The 15,616-nt window shown below is 73.1% G+C and carries 13 protein-coding genes; 4 read left to right on the top strand and 9 right to left on the bottom strand.

What is annotated here, in order from left to right; translation table 11 throughout:
* The first annotated feature begins 104 nt into the window (after positions 1–104).
* The gene (locus ACZ4Z4_RS13175) at positions 105–1,529 is read left to right on the top strand and encodes a PAS domain-containing protein (protein WP_468326368.1); all 1,425 of its coding nucleotides are present in this window, start codon (positions 105–107) and stop codon (positions 1,527–1,529) included.
* Positions 1,530–1,628: 99 nt separating this feature from the next.
* Here the strand turns inward: ACZ4Z4_RS13175 and ACZ4Z4_RS13170 are convergent, their stop codons facing one another.
* Positions 1,629–2,417 (bottom strand): SIS domain-containing protein, encoded by a 789-nt coding sequence (locus ACZ4Z4_RS13170; RefSeq protein ID WP_468326366.1) that lies wholly within the window; start codon positions 2,415–2,417, stop codon positions 1,629–1,631.
* Positions 2,418–2,577: 160 nt separating this feature from the next.
* Between ACZ4Z4_RS13170 and ACZ4Z4_RS13165 the strand changes: the two genes are divergently transcribed.
* Both ACZ4Z4_RS13165 and ACZ4Z4_RS13160 read left to right on the top strand, forming a co-directional pair.
* Positions 2,578–3,270, top strand: coding sequence for a metal-dependent transcriptional regulator (locus ACZ4Z4_RS13165; protein WP_384253717.1), 693 nt, complete (start codon positions 2,578–2,580; stop codon positions 3,268–3,270).
* 589 nt (positions 3,271–3,859) lie between these two features.
* Positions 3,860–4,723 carry an alpha/beta fold hydrolase gene (locus ACZ4Z4_RS13160; RefSeq protein WP_468326364.1) on the top strand — a complete coding sequence of 288 codons (864 nt, stop codon included), beginning with the start codon at positions 3,860–3,862 and terminating at the stop codon, positions 4,721–4,723.
* Between the two features lie 117 nt (positions 4,724–4,840).
* Here the strand turns inward: ACZ4Z4_RS13160 and pdxH are convergent, their stop codons facing one another.
* Positions 4,841–5,476: a pyridoxamine 5'-phosphate oxidase gene (gene pdxH / locus ACZ4Z4_RS13155; RefSeq protein ID WP_468326871.1), complete on the bottom strand. Its 636-nt coding sequence runs from the start codon at positions 5,474–5,476 to the stop codon at positions 4,841–4,843.
* A gap of 238 nt (positions 5,477–5,714) precedes the next feature.
* On the opposite strand from pdxH, the gene ACZ4Z4_RS13150 reads away from it, so the two are divergent.
* The gene (locus ACZ4Z4_RS13150; protein WP_468326363.1) at positions 5,715–6,815 is read left to right on the top strand and encodes a citrate synthase 2; all 1,101 of its coding nucleotides are present in this window, start codon (positions 5,715–5,717) and stop codon (positions 6,813–6,815) included.
* Positions 6,816–7,004: 189 nt separating this feature from the next.
* On the opposite strand, the gene ACZ4Z4_RS13145 is transcribed toward ACZ4Z4_RS13150, so the two are convergent.
* The 7 genes from ACZ4Z4_RS13145 to ACZ4Z4_RS13115 are packed head-to-tail and all read right to left on the bottom strand — an operon-like array spanning position 7,005 to position 15,572.
* Positions 7,005–7,598 carry a TetR/AcrR family transcriptional regulator gene (locus tag ACZ4Z4_RS13145; protein WP_468326362.1) on the bottom strand — a complete coding sequence of 198 codons (594 nt, stop codon included), beginning with the start codon at positions 7,596–7,598 and terminating at the stop codon, positions 7,005–7,007.
* On the bottom strand, positions 7,586–8,320 hold the full coding sequence (locus ACZ4Z4_RS13140) for an enoyl-CoA hydratase family protein (protein ID WP_468326361.1): 735 nt from the start codon (positions 8,318–8,320) through the stop codon (positions 7,586–7,588). The genes ACZ4Z4_RS13145 and ACZ4Z4_RS13140 overlap by 13 nt, the downstream gene beginning before the upstream one ends.
* Positions 8,321–8,332: 12 nt before the next feature.
* Positions 8,333–9,514: an acyl-CoA dehydrogenase family protein gene (locus tag ACZ4Z4_RS13135; RefSeq protein WP_468326360.1), complete on the bottom strand. Its 1,182-nt coding sequence runs from the start codon at positions 9,512–9,514 to the stop codon at positions 8,333–8,335.
* Positions 9,511–11,379, bottom strand: coding sequence for an acetyl/propionyl/methylcrotonyl-CoA carboxylase subunit alpha (locus ACZ4Z4_RS13130; RefSeq protein ID WP_468326869.1), 1,869 nt, complete (start codon positions 11,377–11,379; stop codon positions 9,511–9,513). The genes ACZ4Z4_RS13135 and ACZ4Z4_RS13130 overlap by 4 nt, the downstream gene beginning before the upstream one ends.
* A gap of 16 nt (positions 11,380–11,395) precedes the next feature.
* On the bottom strand, positions 11,396–12,994 hold the full coding sequence (locus ACZ4Z4_RS13125) for an acyl-CoA carboxylase subunit beta (protein WP_468326358.1): 1,599 nt from the start codon (positions 12,992–12,994) through the stop codon (positions 11,396–11,398).
* Positions 12,991–14,778 carry an acyclic terpene utilization AtuA family protein gene (locus tag ACZ4Z4_RS13120; RefSeq protein WP_468326356.1) on the bottom strand — a complete coding sequence of 596 codons (1,788 nt, stop codon included), beginning with the start codon at positions 14,776–14,778 and terminating at the stop codon, positions 12,991–12,993. The genes ACZ4Z4_RS13125 and ACZ4Z4_RS13120 overlap by 4 nt, the downstream gene beginning before the upstream one ends.
* Positions 14,775–15,572 (bottom strand): TIGR03084 family metal-binding protein, encoded by a 798-nt coding sequence (locus ACZ4Z4_RS13115; protein WP_468326354.1) that lies wholly within the window; start codon positions 15,570–15,572, stop codon positions 14,775–14,777. Before ACZ4Z4_RS13115 ends, ACZ4Z4_RS13120 begins: the two co-directional genes overlap by 4 nt.
* Positions 15,573–15,616 lie beyond the last annotated feature (44 nt).

Genomic DNA, 15,616 nt, shown 5'->3' with positions numbered 1-15,616 from the left:
ACGAATTTCCGTCCGACTTCCGGGAACTTCCTGTGGGGTGCGTCACGTTCCAGTTGAATGATCTGAACATGCGGTACAGGCGGACGGCCTGTAGGGGGTGCCACGTGAGTGCTTCGCGGCGGAGCGGAACCACTGACGAACTGGGTCCTGAAGAGCCCGAGCCCGGCGGAGCCGAGTTGCTCGCGGCACTGCTCGACGGGATGGACGCGGCCCTGTGCGCGTTCGACGCCGACGGTGTGGTGACGCACTGGAACCGCGAGGCCGAGCGGATACTCGGCTGGTCGGCGGCGGAGGCCGTCGGGCGGCGCGGGTTCGCGGGGTGGGCGGTGCGCGCCGCGGACGCCGTCGAGGTCGAGGAGCGGCTGCTGTCCGCGATGGACGCGCCGGGCCGGCAGGTGCACGAGTTCGCGCTCGTCACGAAGGACGGCGGGCGGGTGCTCGTGCGGATGCAGTCGGCGTCCGTGCGGGGCGGTGACGGCAAGCCCTCGGGGGTGTACTGCGCCTTCAGCGAGGTCCACGCGCAGATAGACCTGGAGCGGTCCATCGCGCTCAGCGAGGCGCTCTTCGAGAGCGCCTCGTGGGGCGTGGTCCTCGTCGACGCGGACCTGCGGCCCGCCGTGGTGAACGAACACGCGGCCCGCGCCTTCGGGGTGGGCCCCGCCGCCGTCCTCGGGCGGCCGCTGGCCGATCTGCTCGGGGCGGGCGTCGAGGAGCTGGAGAGCGCGCTGACCCATGTGCTGGCCGAGGGGACGCCGCCCGCGCCCGCCGAGATGTGGGTGTCGGTGCGCACCGGGGCGGGTCAGTCCGGGGCCGGGCAGTCCGGAGCCGGGCAGGAGGGGGGTGGCGGCGGGGGTGAGCGGCGCTGCTGGCGCAGCGGCTTCCTGCGGCTGGCGTCGCCGCTCGCGGAGGAGCCCGTGCCGCTCGGCGTCGGCTGGCTCTTCCTCGACGTGACCGAGGCCAAGCAGGCCGAGCAGGAGGCCGCGCAGCTGCGGTTCCGCTCCCAGCAGCTGCACCGGGCGGCACGGGCCACCGCGGAGTGCGAGAGCCCCATGGAGGCGGCGACGGTCCAGCTCGACTTCGCGCTCGCCGGGTTCGCCGATCACGCCCTGGTGGACCTGACGGCCGGCGCGGACCCGGTGCGGCTCGTCCGGGTCGCTGCGACGCCCGCGGGGGCGCCGGGCCCCTGCCTGCCCGTCGCCACGGCGGGCGTCCCCGTGCGCTACCCCGAGGGGCACCCCGCCCCCCAGTGCGTGGAGCGCACCGGATCGGTGCGGGCCAGCGCGGGGGCGGCGGCCGCACCGGAGCGGGCCCGCCAGTGGGCGACGGTACGGCAGTGGCCCGAGGAGTCGGTGCACGCGCTCTGCGTGGTCCTGCGCAGCCGGGGCCGCACACTGGGCGTGCTGACCTTCCTCCGGGGCGCGGCACGCGGCCAGTTCGACCGGGGCGACGCGACGTACGCGGAGAGCGTCGCGTCCCGCGTAGCCGCCTCCCTGGATTTGGCCCAGACCCTGAACCCGACCGACGGGTGAGAAACAGCGCAGGCCACACCCCAGGGCCGCGGGGAACTGCGCGAGCAACCACACACGACCGGCAGGCGAGCGACGACGCAGGACTGCCCCCGGCGGTGCTCAGTGCCGGTAGAAGATGCGATCCCCGTACTCCTGGAAGACGCGACCGTTCCAGTCGTGCCCGCCGTCCACGTTCCCGGACCGGAGAAGCGGCGGCTGAATGCCGCGCTCCGCGAGCTTCTCGACGGCCGCGGCGGTCATGGCCTGCATCAGCGCGTTCGTGACGACACTGGACGCGGGCCCGAATGGGGCATCGACCCCGTCGAGGGAGAGCTCCGCGTCGCCGACCCCGATCTTGGAGTCGACCACCACGTCGCAGTGGTCCTTCAGGAAGGTGCCGGAGACATGCCGCGACCTGGTCTCCGTCGCGTACGCCACCGAGGTGACGCCGATGACCTTCAGGCCGAGGGCGCGGGCGTTCATGGCCATCTCCACCGGCAGCGAGTTCCGCCCGGAGAGCGAGATGATCACGAGTACGTCGCCGGGGCGGGCCGGCGAGGAGTCGAGGACGGCGCCCGCGAGGCCGTCGACCCGCTCCAGGGCGGAGCCCAGCGTGGCGGGCATCACGTCGACGCCGACCACTCCGGGCACGGCGAGGAGGTTGACGAGGGCGAGGCCGCCCGCGCGGTAGACGACGTCCTGCGCGGCGAGGGAGGAGTGCCCGGCGCCGAAGGCGAAGAGGCGTCCGCCGGACTCGACCGCGTCGGCGAGCAGCGTGCCCGCGTCCGCCACGTTCCCGGACTCCTCGTCGCGGACCCTCTGGAGCAGTCCGATCGCGGCGTCGAAGTACTGACCTGCCGACTTGCTCTCGCTCTTGCCCTCGCGCTTGCTCTCGCTCTTCGAGCTCATTCGCATCACGTTGCGGTCTGGACCAGCGCCCTGTCAACACCGTCGCAGGCCCTCACAGGCCAGTACTGGGCGGGAATTCCACCGGCGCGACACGGTTGTCAGTGGTATGCGTCAGAATTGAGGGCAGGGCCAGCGCACGAGCGAATTCTGAGGGGCACCCATGTCGGGGCTGATTGACACCACTGAGATGTATTTGCGCACCATCCTCGAGCTGGAGGAGGAAGGTGTGGTCCCCATGCGTGCCCGGATCGCCGAGCGGCTCGATCAGAGCGGACCGACGGTGAGCCAGACCGTGGCGCGCATGGAGCGCGACGGCCTGGTGGCGGTCGCCAGCGACCGGCACCTGGAGCTCACCGAGGAGGGCCGCCGCCTGGCCACCCGTGTGATGCGCAAGCACCGCCTCGCGGAGTGCCTGCTCGTCGACGTGATCGGGCTGGAGTGGGAGCAGGTGCACGCCGAGGCCTGCCGCTGGGAGCACGTGATGAGCGAGGCGGTGGAGCGCCGCGTCCTGGAGCTCCTGCGCCACCCCACCGAGTCTCCGTACGGCAACCCGATCCCGGGCCTGGAGGAGCTGGGCGAGAAGGACGGCGCGGACCCGTTCCTGGACGAGGGCATGGTCTCCCTCACGGAGCTCGACCCGGGCGCCGAGGGCAAGACGGTCGTGGTGCGCCGCATCGGCGAGCCGATCCAGACGGACGCGCAGCTGATGTACACGCTGCGGCGGGCCGGCGTGCAGCCGGGCTCCGTGGTGAGCGTGACGGAGTCGGCGGGCGGTGTCCTGGTGGGCAGCAGCGGCGAGGCCGCGGAGCTCACCACGGAGGTCGCGTCGCACGTCTTCGTCGCCAAGCGCTGAGGCCGCGCTCAGCGGATGTCACCTTCCGGTGCGGGGCGACTGCGCCGCGGGCCGCCTTCCGGAGCGGGTCAGGCCGTGTGGGGCAGTCAACTCCCGTTGCGCGTGAGGTCGTTGACGGTTCTCCCTGATCTCCGCGCGTTTTTGCGGAGTCCAAGATTCAGTGTGCGGAATCGCAGCGCCCGAGCGTTTTGCGTGCGAGGCTGTCGCGAGAGGCATATGACCTGAGGGCTCTTGACCGTGTCGGCGCCAGGTCTGGCCGGTCGGCCGGAGAGGGGGCTGGAGGATGTGCCCGTCTGGTGCGTTTGGTGAGGGCCCCGGCGCTGGTGAGCGCCGGGGCCTGTCCTCCCCTGTGCTGACCCGGAGCCCCGAGCTCTCAGGGTCATTCCCCTCGGACCGAACTCCCCGAGCGGCCCGCCTCCCGATGAAGATCTCCCCGCGGCCGCGCCGGTCAATCCCCGAGCGTGGTCACCCGAAGGTGGGGTGTTATCGGCGAACCGGCCGATTTCGAAAGGGAGTTCGATAGCGTGCGGGGGTGTGGAGCAGGGCCAGGCGTGGAACCCGAGCGGAACCCAGGGGGGTGCCAGGAACCATGGTGCGGCGCATCGACGTGACGGGCGCGGGCGGCGTACGCCTCGCCGCCTGGGAGTACGCCGACCCTCCCAAGCTCAGGGAGGCCGAGGGAGCGTCCGGCGGAGTGCTGTTGCTGCACGGCCTGATGGGCCGCGCCTCGCACTGGGCGGGCACCGCCCGCTGGCTCGCCGAGCGGCACCGCGCGGTCGCACTCGACCAGCGCGGCCACGGCAGGAGCGAGAAGCCCGCCGAAGGCCCCTACACCCGCGATGCCTACGTGGACGACGCCGAGGCCGCCCTCGTCCAGCTCGGCCTCGCCCCCGCCGTCCTCATCGGCCACTCCATGGGCGCCCTCACCGCCTGGCAGCTCGCCGCCCGCCGCCCCGACCTCGTCCGGGGCCTCGTCATCTGCGACATGCGGGCCTCCGCGCTCGGGGCCGCCTCCCAGCGCGACTGGGAGGACTGGTTCAAGTCCTGGCCGGTGCCGTTCGCGACGCTCGCCGACGTACGCAAGTGGTTCGGCGAGGACGACCCCTGGGTGGAGCGGCCCAACCCCGCGCGGGGTGAGTTCTTCGCCGAGGTGATGACCGAGGGCCCGGACGGCTGGCGGCCCGTCTTCGACCGCGCCCAGATGCTCAGCTCCCGCGAGACGTGGGTGCACGACGCCCACTGGGAGGAGCTCATCCAGGTCCGCTGCCCCGCGCTCGTCGTGCGCGGCCAGGACGGCGAGCTCGGCCGGGCCGAGTCCCAGGAGATGGTCCGCGTGCTGCCCCGCGGGGAGTACGCGGAAGTGGCCGACGCGGGACACCTCGTGCACTACGACCAGCCGGAGGCGTGGCGCGCCGCGGTCGAGCCGTTTCTGGACGGGGTCCTTGCGGGGTGACTCGGCGCCCCGCACATTCGGCGCCGTCTCGTCGTGGCCTTCGGCCTACTCGTCCTCAAGCGCCGGACAGGCTGAATCGTCCCCCGCTGCGGGCCGACAGCACAGGACTCACGGGCCTCACGGACTGAGGCGTTCCAGCCGCCAGCCCCCGCCGTCCTCCGTACGCACGTACCGCAGACGGTCGTGCAGGCGGTCCGTCCTGCCCTGCCAGAACTCCACCGCCTGCGGTGTCACCCGGAAGCCGCCCCAGTGCGGCGGCACCGGGACCTGTTCGCCCTCCGGGTAGCGGGCCGCCAGGTCGGCGTAGGCGCGGTCGAGTTCGGCGCGCGAGGCGAGCACGGTGGACTGGGCGCTGGCCCAGGCGCCCAGCTGGGAGCCGTGTGGGCGGGTCCGGAAGTACGCGACCGTCTCCTCGCGCCCGACGCGCTCCGCCGTGCCGGTGACGATCACCTGGCGGGCCACGGCGTGCCAGGGGAAGAGCAGCGAGACGTGCGGGTTGGCGGCGAGCTCGCGGGCCTTGCGGGAGCCGTAGTTGGTGTAGAAGACGAAGCCCCGCTCGTCGAAGCCCTTCAGGAGCACCGTGCGGGAGCTGGGGCGGCCCGTCTCGTCGGCGGTCGAGACGACCATGGCGTTCGGCTCCGGGACGGCGTCCCTGTCGCGTGCGGCCTCCTTGAACCAGAGGGCGAACTGGTCCATGGGCGCGGCCGGCAGCTCGGCCTCTGACAGCCCTCCGGTGACGTACTGCTCACGCATGTCGGCCGGTTCCGGAAGGGGGACACTCGAGTCGGTCACCCGGTCATCTTGCCGTACTTGCCGCGCGGTGCGGAGAGGTGACGTGTGGCACTGAGTGCCGCATACCGTCGCCAAAGGTGGCACCAAGGGATATCGTCCTGCTGCCGTATCGGTTGGGTGACCACCAGCCTCACGGGGCATCACCGGGTTACCGTTCCGGACCGCGAGTCATGTCGAATCCATCTTGAGGAGCCGCCTGATGTCCGACTTCGTACCCGGACTTGAAGGAGTCGTCGCGTTCGAGACGGAGATCGCCGAACCGGACAAGGAAGGCGGCGCGCTCCGTTACCGCGGCGTCGACATCGAGGACCTGGTCGGCCACGTCTCCTTCGGCAACGTGTGGGGCCTGCTCGTCGACGGCGCCTTCAACCCCGGTCTGCCGCCCGCCGAGCCCTTCCCGATCCCGGTGCACTCCGGCGACATCCGCGTCGACGTGCAGTCCGCCCTGGCGATGCTCGCGCCCGTCTGGGGCCTGCGGCCGCTGCTCGACATCAGCGAGGAGCAGGCCCGCGAGGACCTGGCGCGCGCCGCCGTCATGGCCCTCTCGTACGTCGCCCAGTCGGCCCGCGGCCAGGGCCTGCCGATGGTTCCGCAGCGGGAGATCGACAAGGCCGGGACGGTCGTCGAGCGGTTCATGAAACGGTGGCGCGGGGAGCCCGACCCCAAGCACGTGCAGGCCGTCGACGCGTACTGGACGTCGGCCGCCGAGCACGGCATGAACGCGTCCACCTTCACCGCCCGCGTCATCGCCTCCACCGGCGCGGACGTCGCGGCGGCGCTGAGCGGGGCCGTCGGCGCGATGTCCGGGCCGCTGCACGGCGGCGCGCCCTCCCGGGTCCTCGGCATGATCGAGGAGATCGAGCGCACGGGGGACGCGGTGGCGTACGTGAAGCAGGCGCTGGACAAGGGTGAGCGGCTGATGGGCTTCGGGCACCGGGTGTACCGGGCCGAGGACCCCCGCGCGCGCGTGCTGCGGCGCACCGCCCGTGAGCTGGGTGCGCCCCGCTTCGAGGTCGCGGAGGCGCTGGAGAAGGCGGCCCTCGACGAGCTGCACGCCCGCAGGCCCGACCGTGTCCTCGCCACGAACGTGGAGTTCTGGGCCGCGATCGTCCTCGACTTCGCCGAGGTGCCGGCGCACATGTTCACGTCGATGTTCACGTGTGCGCGGACCGCCGGGTGGTCGGCGCACATTCTTGAGCAGAAGCGGACGGGGCGGCTTGTCCGGCCCTCCGCCCGGTATGTCGGGCCCGGCAGCCGTTCCCCGCAGGAGATCGAGGGGTACGAGGAGATCGCCCGCTGACCGCGGGCACACGTTGAGGTCGCGGGGCTCTGCCCCGGACCCCGCTCCTCAATCGCCGGAGGGGCTGAAAACAAGCACCCCGCGCCGGAGGGGCTGAGAAGCCCCTCTGCCGGAGGCGGCTGAGAATAGACAGCCCATGCCGGAGGCGGCTGGATGATCAGCTGCCTCCGGCGAGGTACAGGCCAAACCTCAAGCCCGTAGCGCCGCCTCCACCAGCACCGTCCACTGCGCCACCACCCTCTCCCGCCGCGCCCCGTCATCCGTCAGCAGGTTTGCCAGGCCCAGGCCCCGGGCCATGTCCAGGAGGCCCTGGATCGTCTCGCGGACGCCGGGGCGGGACTCGTCCGCGCCGAGGAGGGACACCGCGATGCGGTGTATCTCGCGGCCCACGCGGGATTCCAGTTCCGTCACCCGCGAGCCGAGCGCCGGCTCGTTCGACGCGGCCACCCACAGGTGGAGTGCCGCGCGGAAGAGCGGGCCGGTGTAGAGGTCGACGAGGGCGGCGACCACCGAGGCCCTGTCCTGGGCGGGCAGGGCGCGGAGTGCCGTGGAGCGCTGTTCGGCGACGTACTCGACGGCCGCCGTGAACAAATCCTCCCGCGTGGGGAAGTGGTGCTGCGCCGCGCCCCGCGAGACGCCCGCCCGCTCGGCGACCACGGAGACCGTGGAGCCCGCCCAGCCGTGCTCGGCGAGGCAGGACACCGCGGCCTCCAGGAGTTTCTGCCGCGTCGCGCGGCTGCGGTCCTGCTTGGGTGCCCGGTCGGCGGCGGTCACAGCACCCATGGGCGCTCCCGTCGTTCGAGGAACGCCGTCATGCCCTCGCGCGCCTCGGCCGAGCCGAAGAGCCGCGCGGACAGGGCCGTGAGGGCGTCCGATTGGTCGTCGAATGCGTCGAGCACCCTAGCCGTGAGCAGCTTCTTCGTCTCGGCCAGGGCGCCCGGCGCCGCCGCGCGGAACCCGTCGAGGAGCGGTTCGAGCGCGGCGTCGACGTCGGTGGCGGCCGCCGTGACCAGGCCGATGCGGGCCGCCTCCGCCGCGTCGAAGCGCTCCCCGGTGAGGTAGTAGCGAGCGGCCGCGCTCGGGTCGAGGCGGGGCAGGAGGGGGAGGGAGATCACGGCGGGGGCGACGCCTATGTGCACCTCCGTGAACGCGAACGACGCCCCCGGGCCCGCGACCGCCACGTCGCACGCGCCGAGCAGCCCGAGCCCGCCCGCCCGCACGTGCCCGTCCACCCGTGCGGCGACCGGCTTGGGGAGCGTCACGAGCTGCCGGAGCAGCGCCACGAAGTCCCGCGGGTCGGGCGGGGCTTTCAGGTCGGCGCCCGAGCAGAACGTCGAGCCGGTGTGGGTGAGCAGGGCCGCGCGGGTGGCGGAGTCCTCGCCCAGGTCGCCGAGCGCCTCGGCCAGGGCGCCGACCAGCTCCGCCGAGAGCGCGTTGCGCCGCTCGGGCGCGTCCAGGGTGACGGTGGTGATGCCGCGGGCCGGGGAGGAGACGGTGAGACTCACGGTGGGCGCTCCTCAGTAGGACTTGGGCAGGCCGAGCGTCTGGTGCGAGACGTAGTTGAGGATCATCTCCCGGCTGACCGGGGCGATCCGCGCCACGCGGGACGCGACGATCAGCGAGGCGAGGCCGAACTCCTTGGTCAGGCCGTTGCCGCCGAGCGTGTGCACGGCCTGGTCGACGGCCTTCACGCAGGCGTCGGCGGCGGCGAGCTTCGCCATGTTGGCGGCCTCGCCCGCGCCGACGTCGTCGCCCTCGTCGTAGAGCCCGGCGGCCTTCTGCATCATCAGGCGGGCGAGTTCGAGCTCGACGTGGGACTGGGCGAGGGGGTGCGCGATGGCCTGGTGGGCGCCGATCGGGGACTTCCACACGCTGCGTTCCTTGGCGTACTCGACGGCGCGGGTGAGGGCGTACCGGCCCATGCCGATGGCGAACGCGGCGGTCATGATGCGCTCGGGGTTGAGGCCCGCGAAGAGCTGGAGCAGGCCCGCGTCCTCGTCGCCGACGAGCGCGTCCGCCGGGAGCCGCACGTCGTCGAGGGTGAGCTCGAACTGCTTCTCCGCGGCCTGGAGTTCCATGTCGATCCGCCGCCGCTCGAAGCCGGGTGTGTCGCGCGGGACGATGAACAGGCACGGTTTGAGGTTGCCGGTCCGCGCGTCGGACGTACGGCCCACGATGAGTGTCGCGTCGGCGATGTCGACGCCGGAGATGAAGACTTTGCGGCCGGTGAGCAGCCAGTCGCCGGTGTCCGGGTCGCGGCGTGCGGTGGTGGTGATGCGGTGCGAGTTGGAGCCCGCGTCGGGTTCGGTGATGCCGAAGGCCATGGTGCGGGTGCCGTCGGCGAGCCCCGGCAGCCAGGTGCGCTTCTGCTCCTCGGTGCCGAAGCGGGCGATGACCGTGCCGCAGATCGCGGGCGAGACGACCATCATGAGGAGCGGACAGCCGGCGGCGCCCAACTCTTCGAGGACGATGGAGAGTTCCGCGATGCCGCCGCCTCCTCCCCCGTACTCCTCGGGCAGGTTCACGCCCAGGTACCCGAGCTTGGCGGCGTCCGCCCACAGCTCGTCGGGGTGGCCGCCTGCCGCGGCGACCCTGGCGACGTAGTCGCGGCCGTACCGCTTGCCGAGCGCGGCGACGGCGGCGCGCAGGGCCTGGTGCTCCTCGGTTTCGAGGACGGTGCTGCGAGCGGTGACACTCATGAGGACTCTCCCTCTCGGACTACGGCGAGCAGCGCGCCGACCTCGACCTGGCGGCCGGGCACGGCGTGCAGGGCGGTGAGCGTTCCGGCGGCGGGGGCGCAGATGCGGTGCTCCATCTTCATGGCCTCCAGCCAGACGAGGGGCTGCCCGGCGGTGACCGGCTGCCCTTCGGCGATGCCGTCGGCGACGCGGACGACGGTGCCGGGCATGGGGGCGAGGAGCGAGCCGGGTGCGCGGCGGGTGGTGGGTTCGGGGAGCAGGGGCAGCGGGGTGAGGGCGGTGTCCCCGTCCGGTGTGCCGACGTGGACGCGGCCGTCGTACCGCGCGACCGTGAACGTACGTCGTACGCCGTCCACTTCGAGCACCACGCGTCCCGGGTGCACGTCGAGCACGGTCACGCCGTCGGCGGCGGGGCCCTGCCGCGTGTGGTGGTAGCGCACCTCGTGCTCGGTGCCGTCGGGTTCGGTGCGGTAGCGCTTGAGGTGGGGCTGGGAGGGGAGGTTGCGCCAGCCGCCGAACCGGGAGCGGCCGTGCGCGTCGGCGAGGGCTGCGGCCAGTGGGGCGTACGGGTCGGGCGCGGCGGCGGTGAGTGCGGGGGCGTGCCGGTCGTAGAAGCCGGTGTCCATGCGGGCTTCGGTGAACTCGGGGTGCCGCAGGGAGCGGACGAGCAGGTCGCGGTTGGTGACGGGTCCGTGGACGGCGGCGCGCTCCAGGGCGCCCGCGAGTCTGCGGACGGCTTCGGCGCGTGTCGGCGCGTGCGCGACGGCCTTGGCGAGCATCGCGTCGTAGTGCACGCCGATGGTGTCGCCCGCGGCGTACCCGGTGTCGAGGCGCACGCCGCCCGGCACGTCGAGGCGGTGCAGGGTGCCGGTCTGCGGGGCCCAGTCGGCGGCCGGGTCCTCGGCGTAGAGGCGGGCCTCGACGGCGTGGCCGTGCGGGGCCGGCGGCTCCTTGTCCAGGGCGGCGCCCTCGGCTATCCGGATCTGTAGCGCGACGAGGTCGAGTCCGAACACGGCCTCCGTCACCGGGTGTTCGACCTGGAGGCGGGTGTTCATCTCCAGGAAGTGCGCCCGCTCTCCGGCCACCAGGAATTCGACGGTGCCCGCTCCCCGGTAGTCGGTGACGCGGGCGGCGCGCACGGCCTGTGCGTGCAGTTCGGCGACCAGTTCCGGTGTCAGGCCGGGGGCCGGCGACTCCTCGATGACCTTCTGGTGCCTGCGCTGGAGGGTGCAGTCGCGGGTGCCGAGCGGCCACACGGTGCCGTGCGCGTCGGCCATGATCTGCACCTCGACGTGGCGCCCGCCCTCGACGTACGGCTCGACGAACACCTCCCCGTCCCCGAAGGCACTGGCGGCCTCGGCCCGCGCCGCCGCCAGCTCCCCCGGCAGATCGGCCATGTCCCGTACGACGCGCATGCCGCGCCCGCCGCCGCCCGCGGCGGCCTTCACGAGGACGGGCAGGTCGGCCTCGGTGACGTCGCCGAGCGGCGCGACGCCCATCAGTTCCTTGGCGCGCGTCTTGGACGCCATCGCCTCGATCGCTTCGGGCGGCGGCCCGATCCAGACGAGCCCGGCGTCCAGGACGGCGCGCGCGAAGCCGGCGTTCTCGGAGAGGAAGCCGTAGCCGGGGTGGACCGCGTCGGCGCCCGCGGCCTGCGCGGCCTTCACGACGAGGTCGCCGCGCAGATACGTGTCGGAGGGCGCCGACCCCGGCAGCCGTACCGCCGTGTCCGCCTCGCGTACGTGCAGGGCGTCCGCGTCGGCGTCGGAGTGCACGGCGACCGTGGCGATGCCGAGCTCCCGGCAGGTGCGGAAGACGCGGCAGGCGATCTCGCCCCGGTTGGCCACGAGTACTGACTTGATCATCGTCATCGTCACTGCCTCACATCCGGAAGACGCCGAAGCCGCCGCGTGCGCCTTCGTAGGGGGCGGTGTGGATCGCGGAGAGGCAGAGACCGAGGACGGTGCGGGTGTCGCGCGGGTCGATGACCCCGTCGTCGTAGAGCCGCCCGGACAGGAACATCGGCAGCGACTCCGCCTCGATCTGCTGCTCGACCATGGCGCGCAGTCCGGCGTCCGCCTCGTCGTCGTAGGGCTGCCCCTTGGCGGCGGCGGAGGCGCGGGCGACGATGGACAGGACGCCCGCGAGCTGCTGCGGGCCCATGACGGCGGACTTGGCGCTCGGCCAGGCGAAGAGGAAGCGGGGGTCGTAGGCGCGGCCGCACATGCCGTAGTGCCCGGCGCCGTAGCTCGCGCCCATGAGCACCGACAGGTGCGGCACCCGCGAGTTGCTGACCGCGTTGATCATCATCGCGCCGTGTTTGATGATGCCGCCCTGCTCGTACTCCTTGCCGACCATGTAGCCGGTGGTGTTGTGCAGGAAGAGCAGCGGAATGTCGCGCTGGTTGGCCAGCTGGATGAACTGGGCGGCCTTCTGCGACTCCTCGCTGAACAGCACGCCCTGCGCGTTGGCGAGGATGCCGACGGGATAGCCGTGCAGGGCGGCCCACCCGGTGACGAGGGAGCTGCCGTACAGCGGCTTGAACTCGTCGAAGTCGGAGCCGTCGACGATGCGCGCGATGACCTCGCGCGGGTCGAAGGGTTTCTTCAGGTCGCCGGGGACGATGCCGAGGAGTTCTTCCTCGTCGTACTTGGGCGGCTCGGCAGGCCCCGGGTCGGCGTACGCCTTGCGCCAGTTGAGGCGCGCCACGACCCGGCGGGCCCGGCGCAGCGCGTCGCGCTCGTCCTCGGCGAGGTGGTCGGCGAGGCCGGAGGTGCGGGCGTGCATCTCGGCGCCGCCCAGCGACTCGTCGTCGCTCTCCTCGCCGGTCGCCATCTTCACCAGGGGCGGGCCGCCGAGGAAGACCTTCGCGCGCTCCTTGACCATGATCACGTGGTCGCTCATGCCGGGGACGTAGGCGCCGCCCGCGGTGGAGTTCCCGAAGACGACGGCGATGGTCGGGATGCCGGCCGCCGAGGACTGCGTGAGGTGTTTGAAGAGGGCGCCGCCCGGGATGAAGATCTCCTTCTGGGAGGGGAGATCCGCGCCCCCGGACTCCACGAGGTGGATGGAAGGCAGCCGGTTGGCGTGCCCGATCTCGTGCGCCCGGAACGCCTTCTTCAGCGTCCACGGGTTGGAGGCGCCGCCCCGGACCGTCGGATCGTTGGCGGTGATCAGGCACTCGACACCCTCGACGACGCCGATGCCGGTGACCATGGAGGCGCCGACGGGATAGTCGCTGCCCCAGGCGGCGAGCGGCGACAGCTCCAGGAACGGGGTGTCCGGGTCGAGGAGCAGTTCGATGCGTTCCCGGGCGAGCAGCTTGCCGCGCTCGCGGTGCCGCTGGACGTACTTCTCCCCTCCCCCTTCGAGGGCCTTGGCCTGCTCGGCGTCGAGCTCCGCGAGCCGGTCCAGCATGGCCTGGCGGTGCTCGGCGTACTCGGCGCTCGCGGAGTCGAGCGCGGAGGCGAGGACGGTCACAGCAGTACCTCCGGTATGTCGAGGTGGCGGGCGCGCAGCCACTCGCCGAGGCCCTTGGCCTGCGGGTCGAAGCGGGCCTGCGCGGCCACGCCCTCGCCGAGCAGTCCCTCGACGACGAAGTTCAGGGCGCGCAGGTTCGGCAGGTCGTGGCGGACGACGCGCAGCCCGGCGGTCTCCGGGAGGAGTGCACGCAGCCGGTCCACCGTCAGCTCGTGGGCGAGCCACCGCCAGGCGTCGTCGGACCGCACCCATACGCCGACGTTGGCGTCCCCGCCCTTGTCGCCGCTGCGGGCCCCGGCGACGAGGCCGAGGGGGGCGCGGCGGACGGGTCCTGGCGGGAGGGGCGCGGGCGGGGGCGGGGTCGGCAGGTCTTCCAGTACGAGGGTGTCGGCGCCGGACGGGACAGGGCGCCGCTCCCCGTCGGGCAGGACCGCCACGTGTCCGACGCTGTCCCGCTCGACGTACGCCGCCTCGAAGACCCCGTACGGGGAGCCCTTGCCGGGCGGCGCCGTCACGTGGAAGCCGGGGTAGCTCGCGAGGGCCAGCTCGATGGCGGCGCCGCTGAGCGTGCGCCCGACCGTGTCGGCGTCGGTGTCGCGCACGACGAGGCGGAGCAGGGCGCTGGCGCTCTCCTCGGTGGGCGCGTCCTCCCGGTCGGTGCGGGCGAGCTCCCACCGCACGTGCGCGGGGCGGGACTTGGCGCGGTCGAGGGCGTCCTCGATCTGGGCGCGGACGAGCGCGGCCTTGGCCTCGATGTCGAGCCCGGTGAGCACGAAGACGACTTCGTTGCGGAACCCGCCGAGCCGGTTGAGGCCCGCCTTGAGCGTCGGGGGCGGCGCCTCACCGCGTACGCCGTCGATGCGGACGCGGTCGGGGCCTTCCTGGGTGAGGGTGACGGTGTCGAGGCGGGCGGTCACGTCGGGTCCCGCGTACCGGGCGCCCTGCGTCTCGTAGAGGAGCTGCGCGGTGACCGTGCCGACGTCCACGAAGCCGCCGGTGCGGTCGTGCTTGGTGATGACGCAGGAGCCGTCTTCGTAGATCTCGGCGAGGGGGTGTCCGGGGTGTCGCAGAACGTCCGCGCCGCGCCGCGCGGCCTGCTCGGCGAAGAAGGCGTAATTGCCGCCGGTGGCCTGCGCGCCGCACTCCAGGACGTGCCCGGCGACGACGGCGCCCGCGAGCCGGTCGTACTCCGTCGGACCCCATCCGAAGTGCGCGGCGGCGGGCCCGGTGACCAGGGCGGCGTCGGTGACGCGCCCGGTGACGACGACGTCGGCGCCCGCGTTCAGGCACGCGGTGATGCCGGCGCCGCCCAGGTAGGCGTTGGCGGTGAGGGCGCCGGGGAAGCGGGGGCCGAGGTCGTCGCCCTCGACGTGCGCGACCCGCGTCTCCCCGAGCCCGAGCCGCCCGGCCAACTCCCGTACGGCGTCCGCGAGCCCCGCCGGATTGAGCCCGCCCGCGTTGGCGACGATCCGCACGCCGCGCTCCCGGGCGAGCCCGAGGCACTCCTCCAGCTGCCGCAGGAAGGTCTTGGCGTACCCGCGCGCGGGGTCCTTCAGGCGGTCACGGCCGAGGATGAGCATGGTGAGCTCGGCGAGGTAGTCCCCGGTGAGCACGTCGAGTTCCCCACCGGTCAGCATCTCGCGCATGGCGTCGAACCGGTCTCCGTAGAAGCCGGAGGCGTTGCCGATGCGGAAGGGTCGTACGGTCACTGTCCTGGTCCCTTCGGGCGGGTGACCGGGGCCGGTCGTCGGGCCGGGGCCGGTCATCGGGCCGGGGCCGGTCATCGGGCCGGGGCCTTTCGGGGGCGGCCGGGGCCCGGTGGGCCCGCGAAGGCCTGCGCGATGTCCAGCCAGCGGTCGGCGTCGGGGCCCTCGGCGCGGACGCCGAGATCGGCGCGGTGGGCTCGCTGGGTGACGAGCAGGCAGAAGTCGAGCGCCGGGCCGGTGACGCGCTGGGCGGCTTCCTCGGGGCCGTACGTCCAGAGCTCACCCGTCACGGGCGACGTCAGCTCGACCCGGAACTCCTCGCCCGGGGCGGGCAGTCCGCGTACGGCGAAGGCGAAGTCGCGCGCCCGCACCCCGATCCGCGCGACATACCGCAGCCGGTCCGTCGCCGGCCGCGCCACACCGAGCGCGTCCGCCACGTCCTGGCCGTGCGCCCAGGTCTCCATGAGCCGTGCCGTCGCCATGGAGGGGACGGCCATGGGCGGCCCGTACCAGGGCAGGCGCGTACCTGCGGGGGTCTCGCTCAGGATCTGCCACAGCTCGTCGCGCCCGGCACGCCAGCGGGCGAGCAGTTCGGCGGGCGGCAGCGCGGCGCCTTCCGCCGCCCCCTCGTCGACGAAGGAGTCGGGTGCCGCCGCGGCCTTGCGCACCTCCGCGGCGAAGGCGTCCGGGTCCGTGGCGGCGAGCAGCGCGGCCCGGTCCGTCCAGGTCAGGTGCGCGATCTGATGGGCCACGGTCCAGCCGGGCGCGGGTGTCGCGAGGGACCATCGCTCCCGGCTCAACCCCGCCACGAGACGGTCGAGTTCCTCGCTCTCGCTGCGCAGGTCGTCGAGGACGGGCAGGGCGTCTGACACGGAACGCTCCCCTCGGGGCACGGCGGTGTGCCTGGGAGCATGGC

The organism is Streptomyces sp. NPDC030245 (genome assembly GCF_055572995.1).
The sequence above is the reverse complement of the archived record's forward strand: the minus strand, read 5'-3'. Positions and strand labels throughout refer to the sequence as shown.

Coding starts and splice junctions, on each gene's coding strand:
- ACZ4Z4_RS13135 (WP_468326360.1), bottom strand. CDS start 9,514: ATGAGTGTCACCGCTCGCAGCACCGTCCTCGAAACCGAGGAGCACCAG.
- pdxH (WP_468326871.1), bottom strand. CDS start 5,476: ATGCGTGAGCAGTACGTCACCGGAGGGCTGTCAGAGGCCGAGCTGCCG.
- ACZ4Z4_RS13160 (WP_468326364.1), top strand. CDS start 3,860: ATGGTGCGGCGCATCGACGTGACGGGCGCGGGCGGCGTACGCCTCGCC.
- ACZ4Z4_RS13145 (WP_468326362.1), bottom strand. CDS start 7,598: ATGGGTGCTGTGACCGCCGCCGACCGGGCACCCAAGCAGGACCGCAGC.
- ACZ4Z4_RS13130 (WP_468326869.1), bottom strand. CDS start 11,379: ATGATCAAGTCAGTACTCGTGGCCAACCGGGGCGAGATCGCCTGCCGC.
- ACZ4Z4_RS13120 (WP_468326356.1), bottom strand. CDS start 14,778: ATGACCGGCCCCGGCCCGATGACCGGCCCCGGCCCGACGACCGGCCCC.
- ACZ4Z4_RS13165 (WP_384253717.1), top strand. CDS start 2,578: ATGTCGGGGCTGATTGACACCACTGAGATGTATTTGCGCACCATCCTC.
- ACZ4Z4_RS13150 (WP_468326363.1), top strand. CDS start 5,715: ATGTCCGACTTCGTACCCGGACTTGAAGGAGTCGTCGCGTTCGAGACG.
- ACZ4Z4_RS13170 (WP_468326366.1), bottom strand. CDS start 2,417: ATGAGCTCGAAGAGCGAGAGCAAGCGCGAGGGCAAGAGCGAGAGCAAG.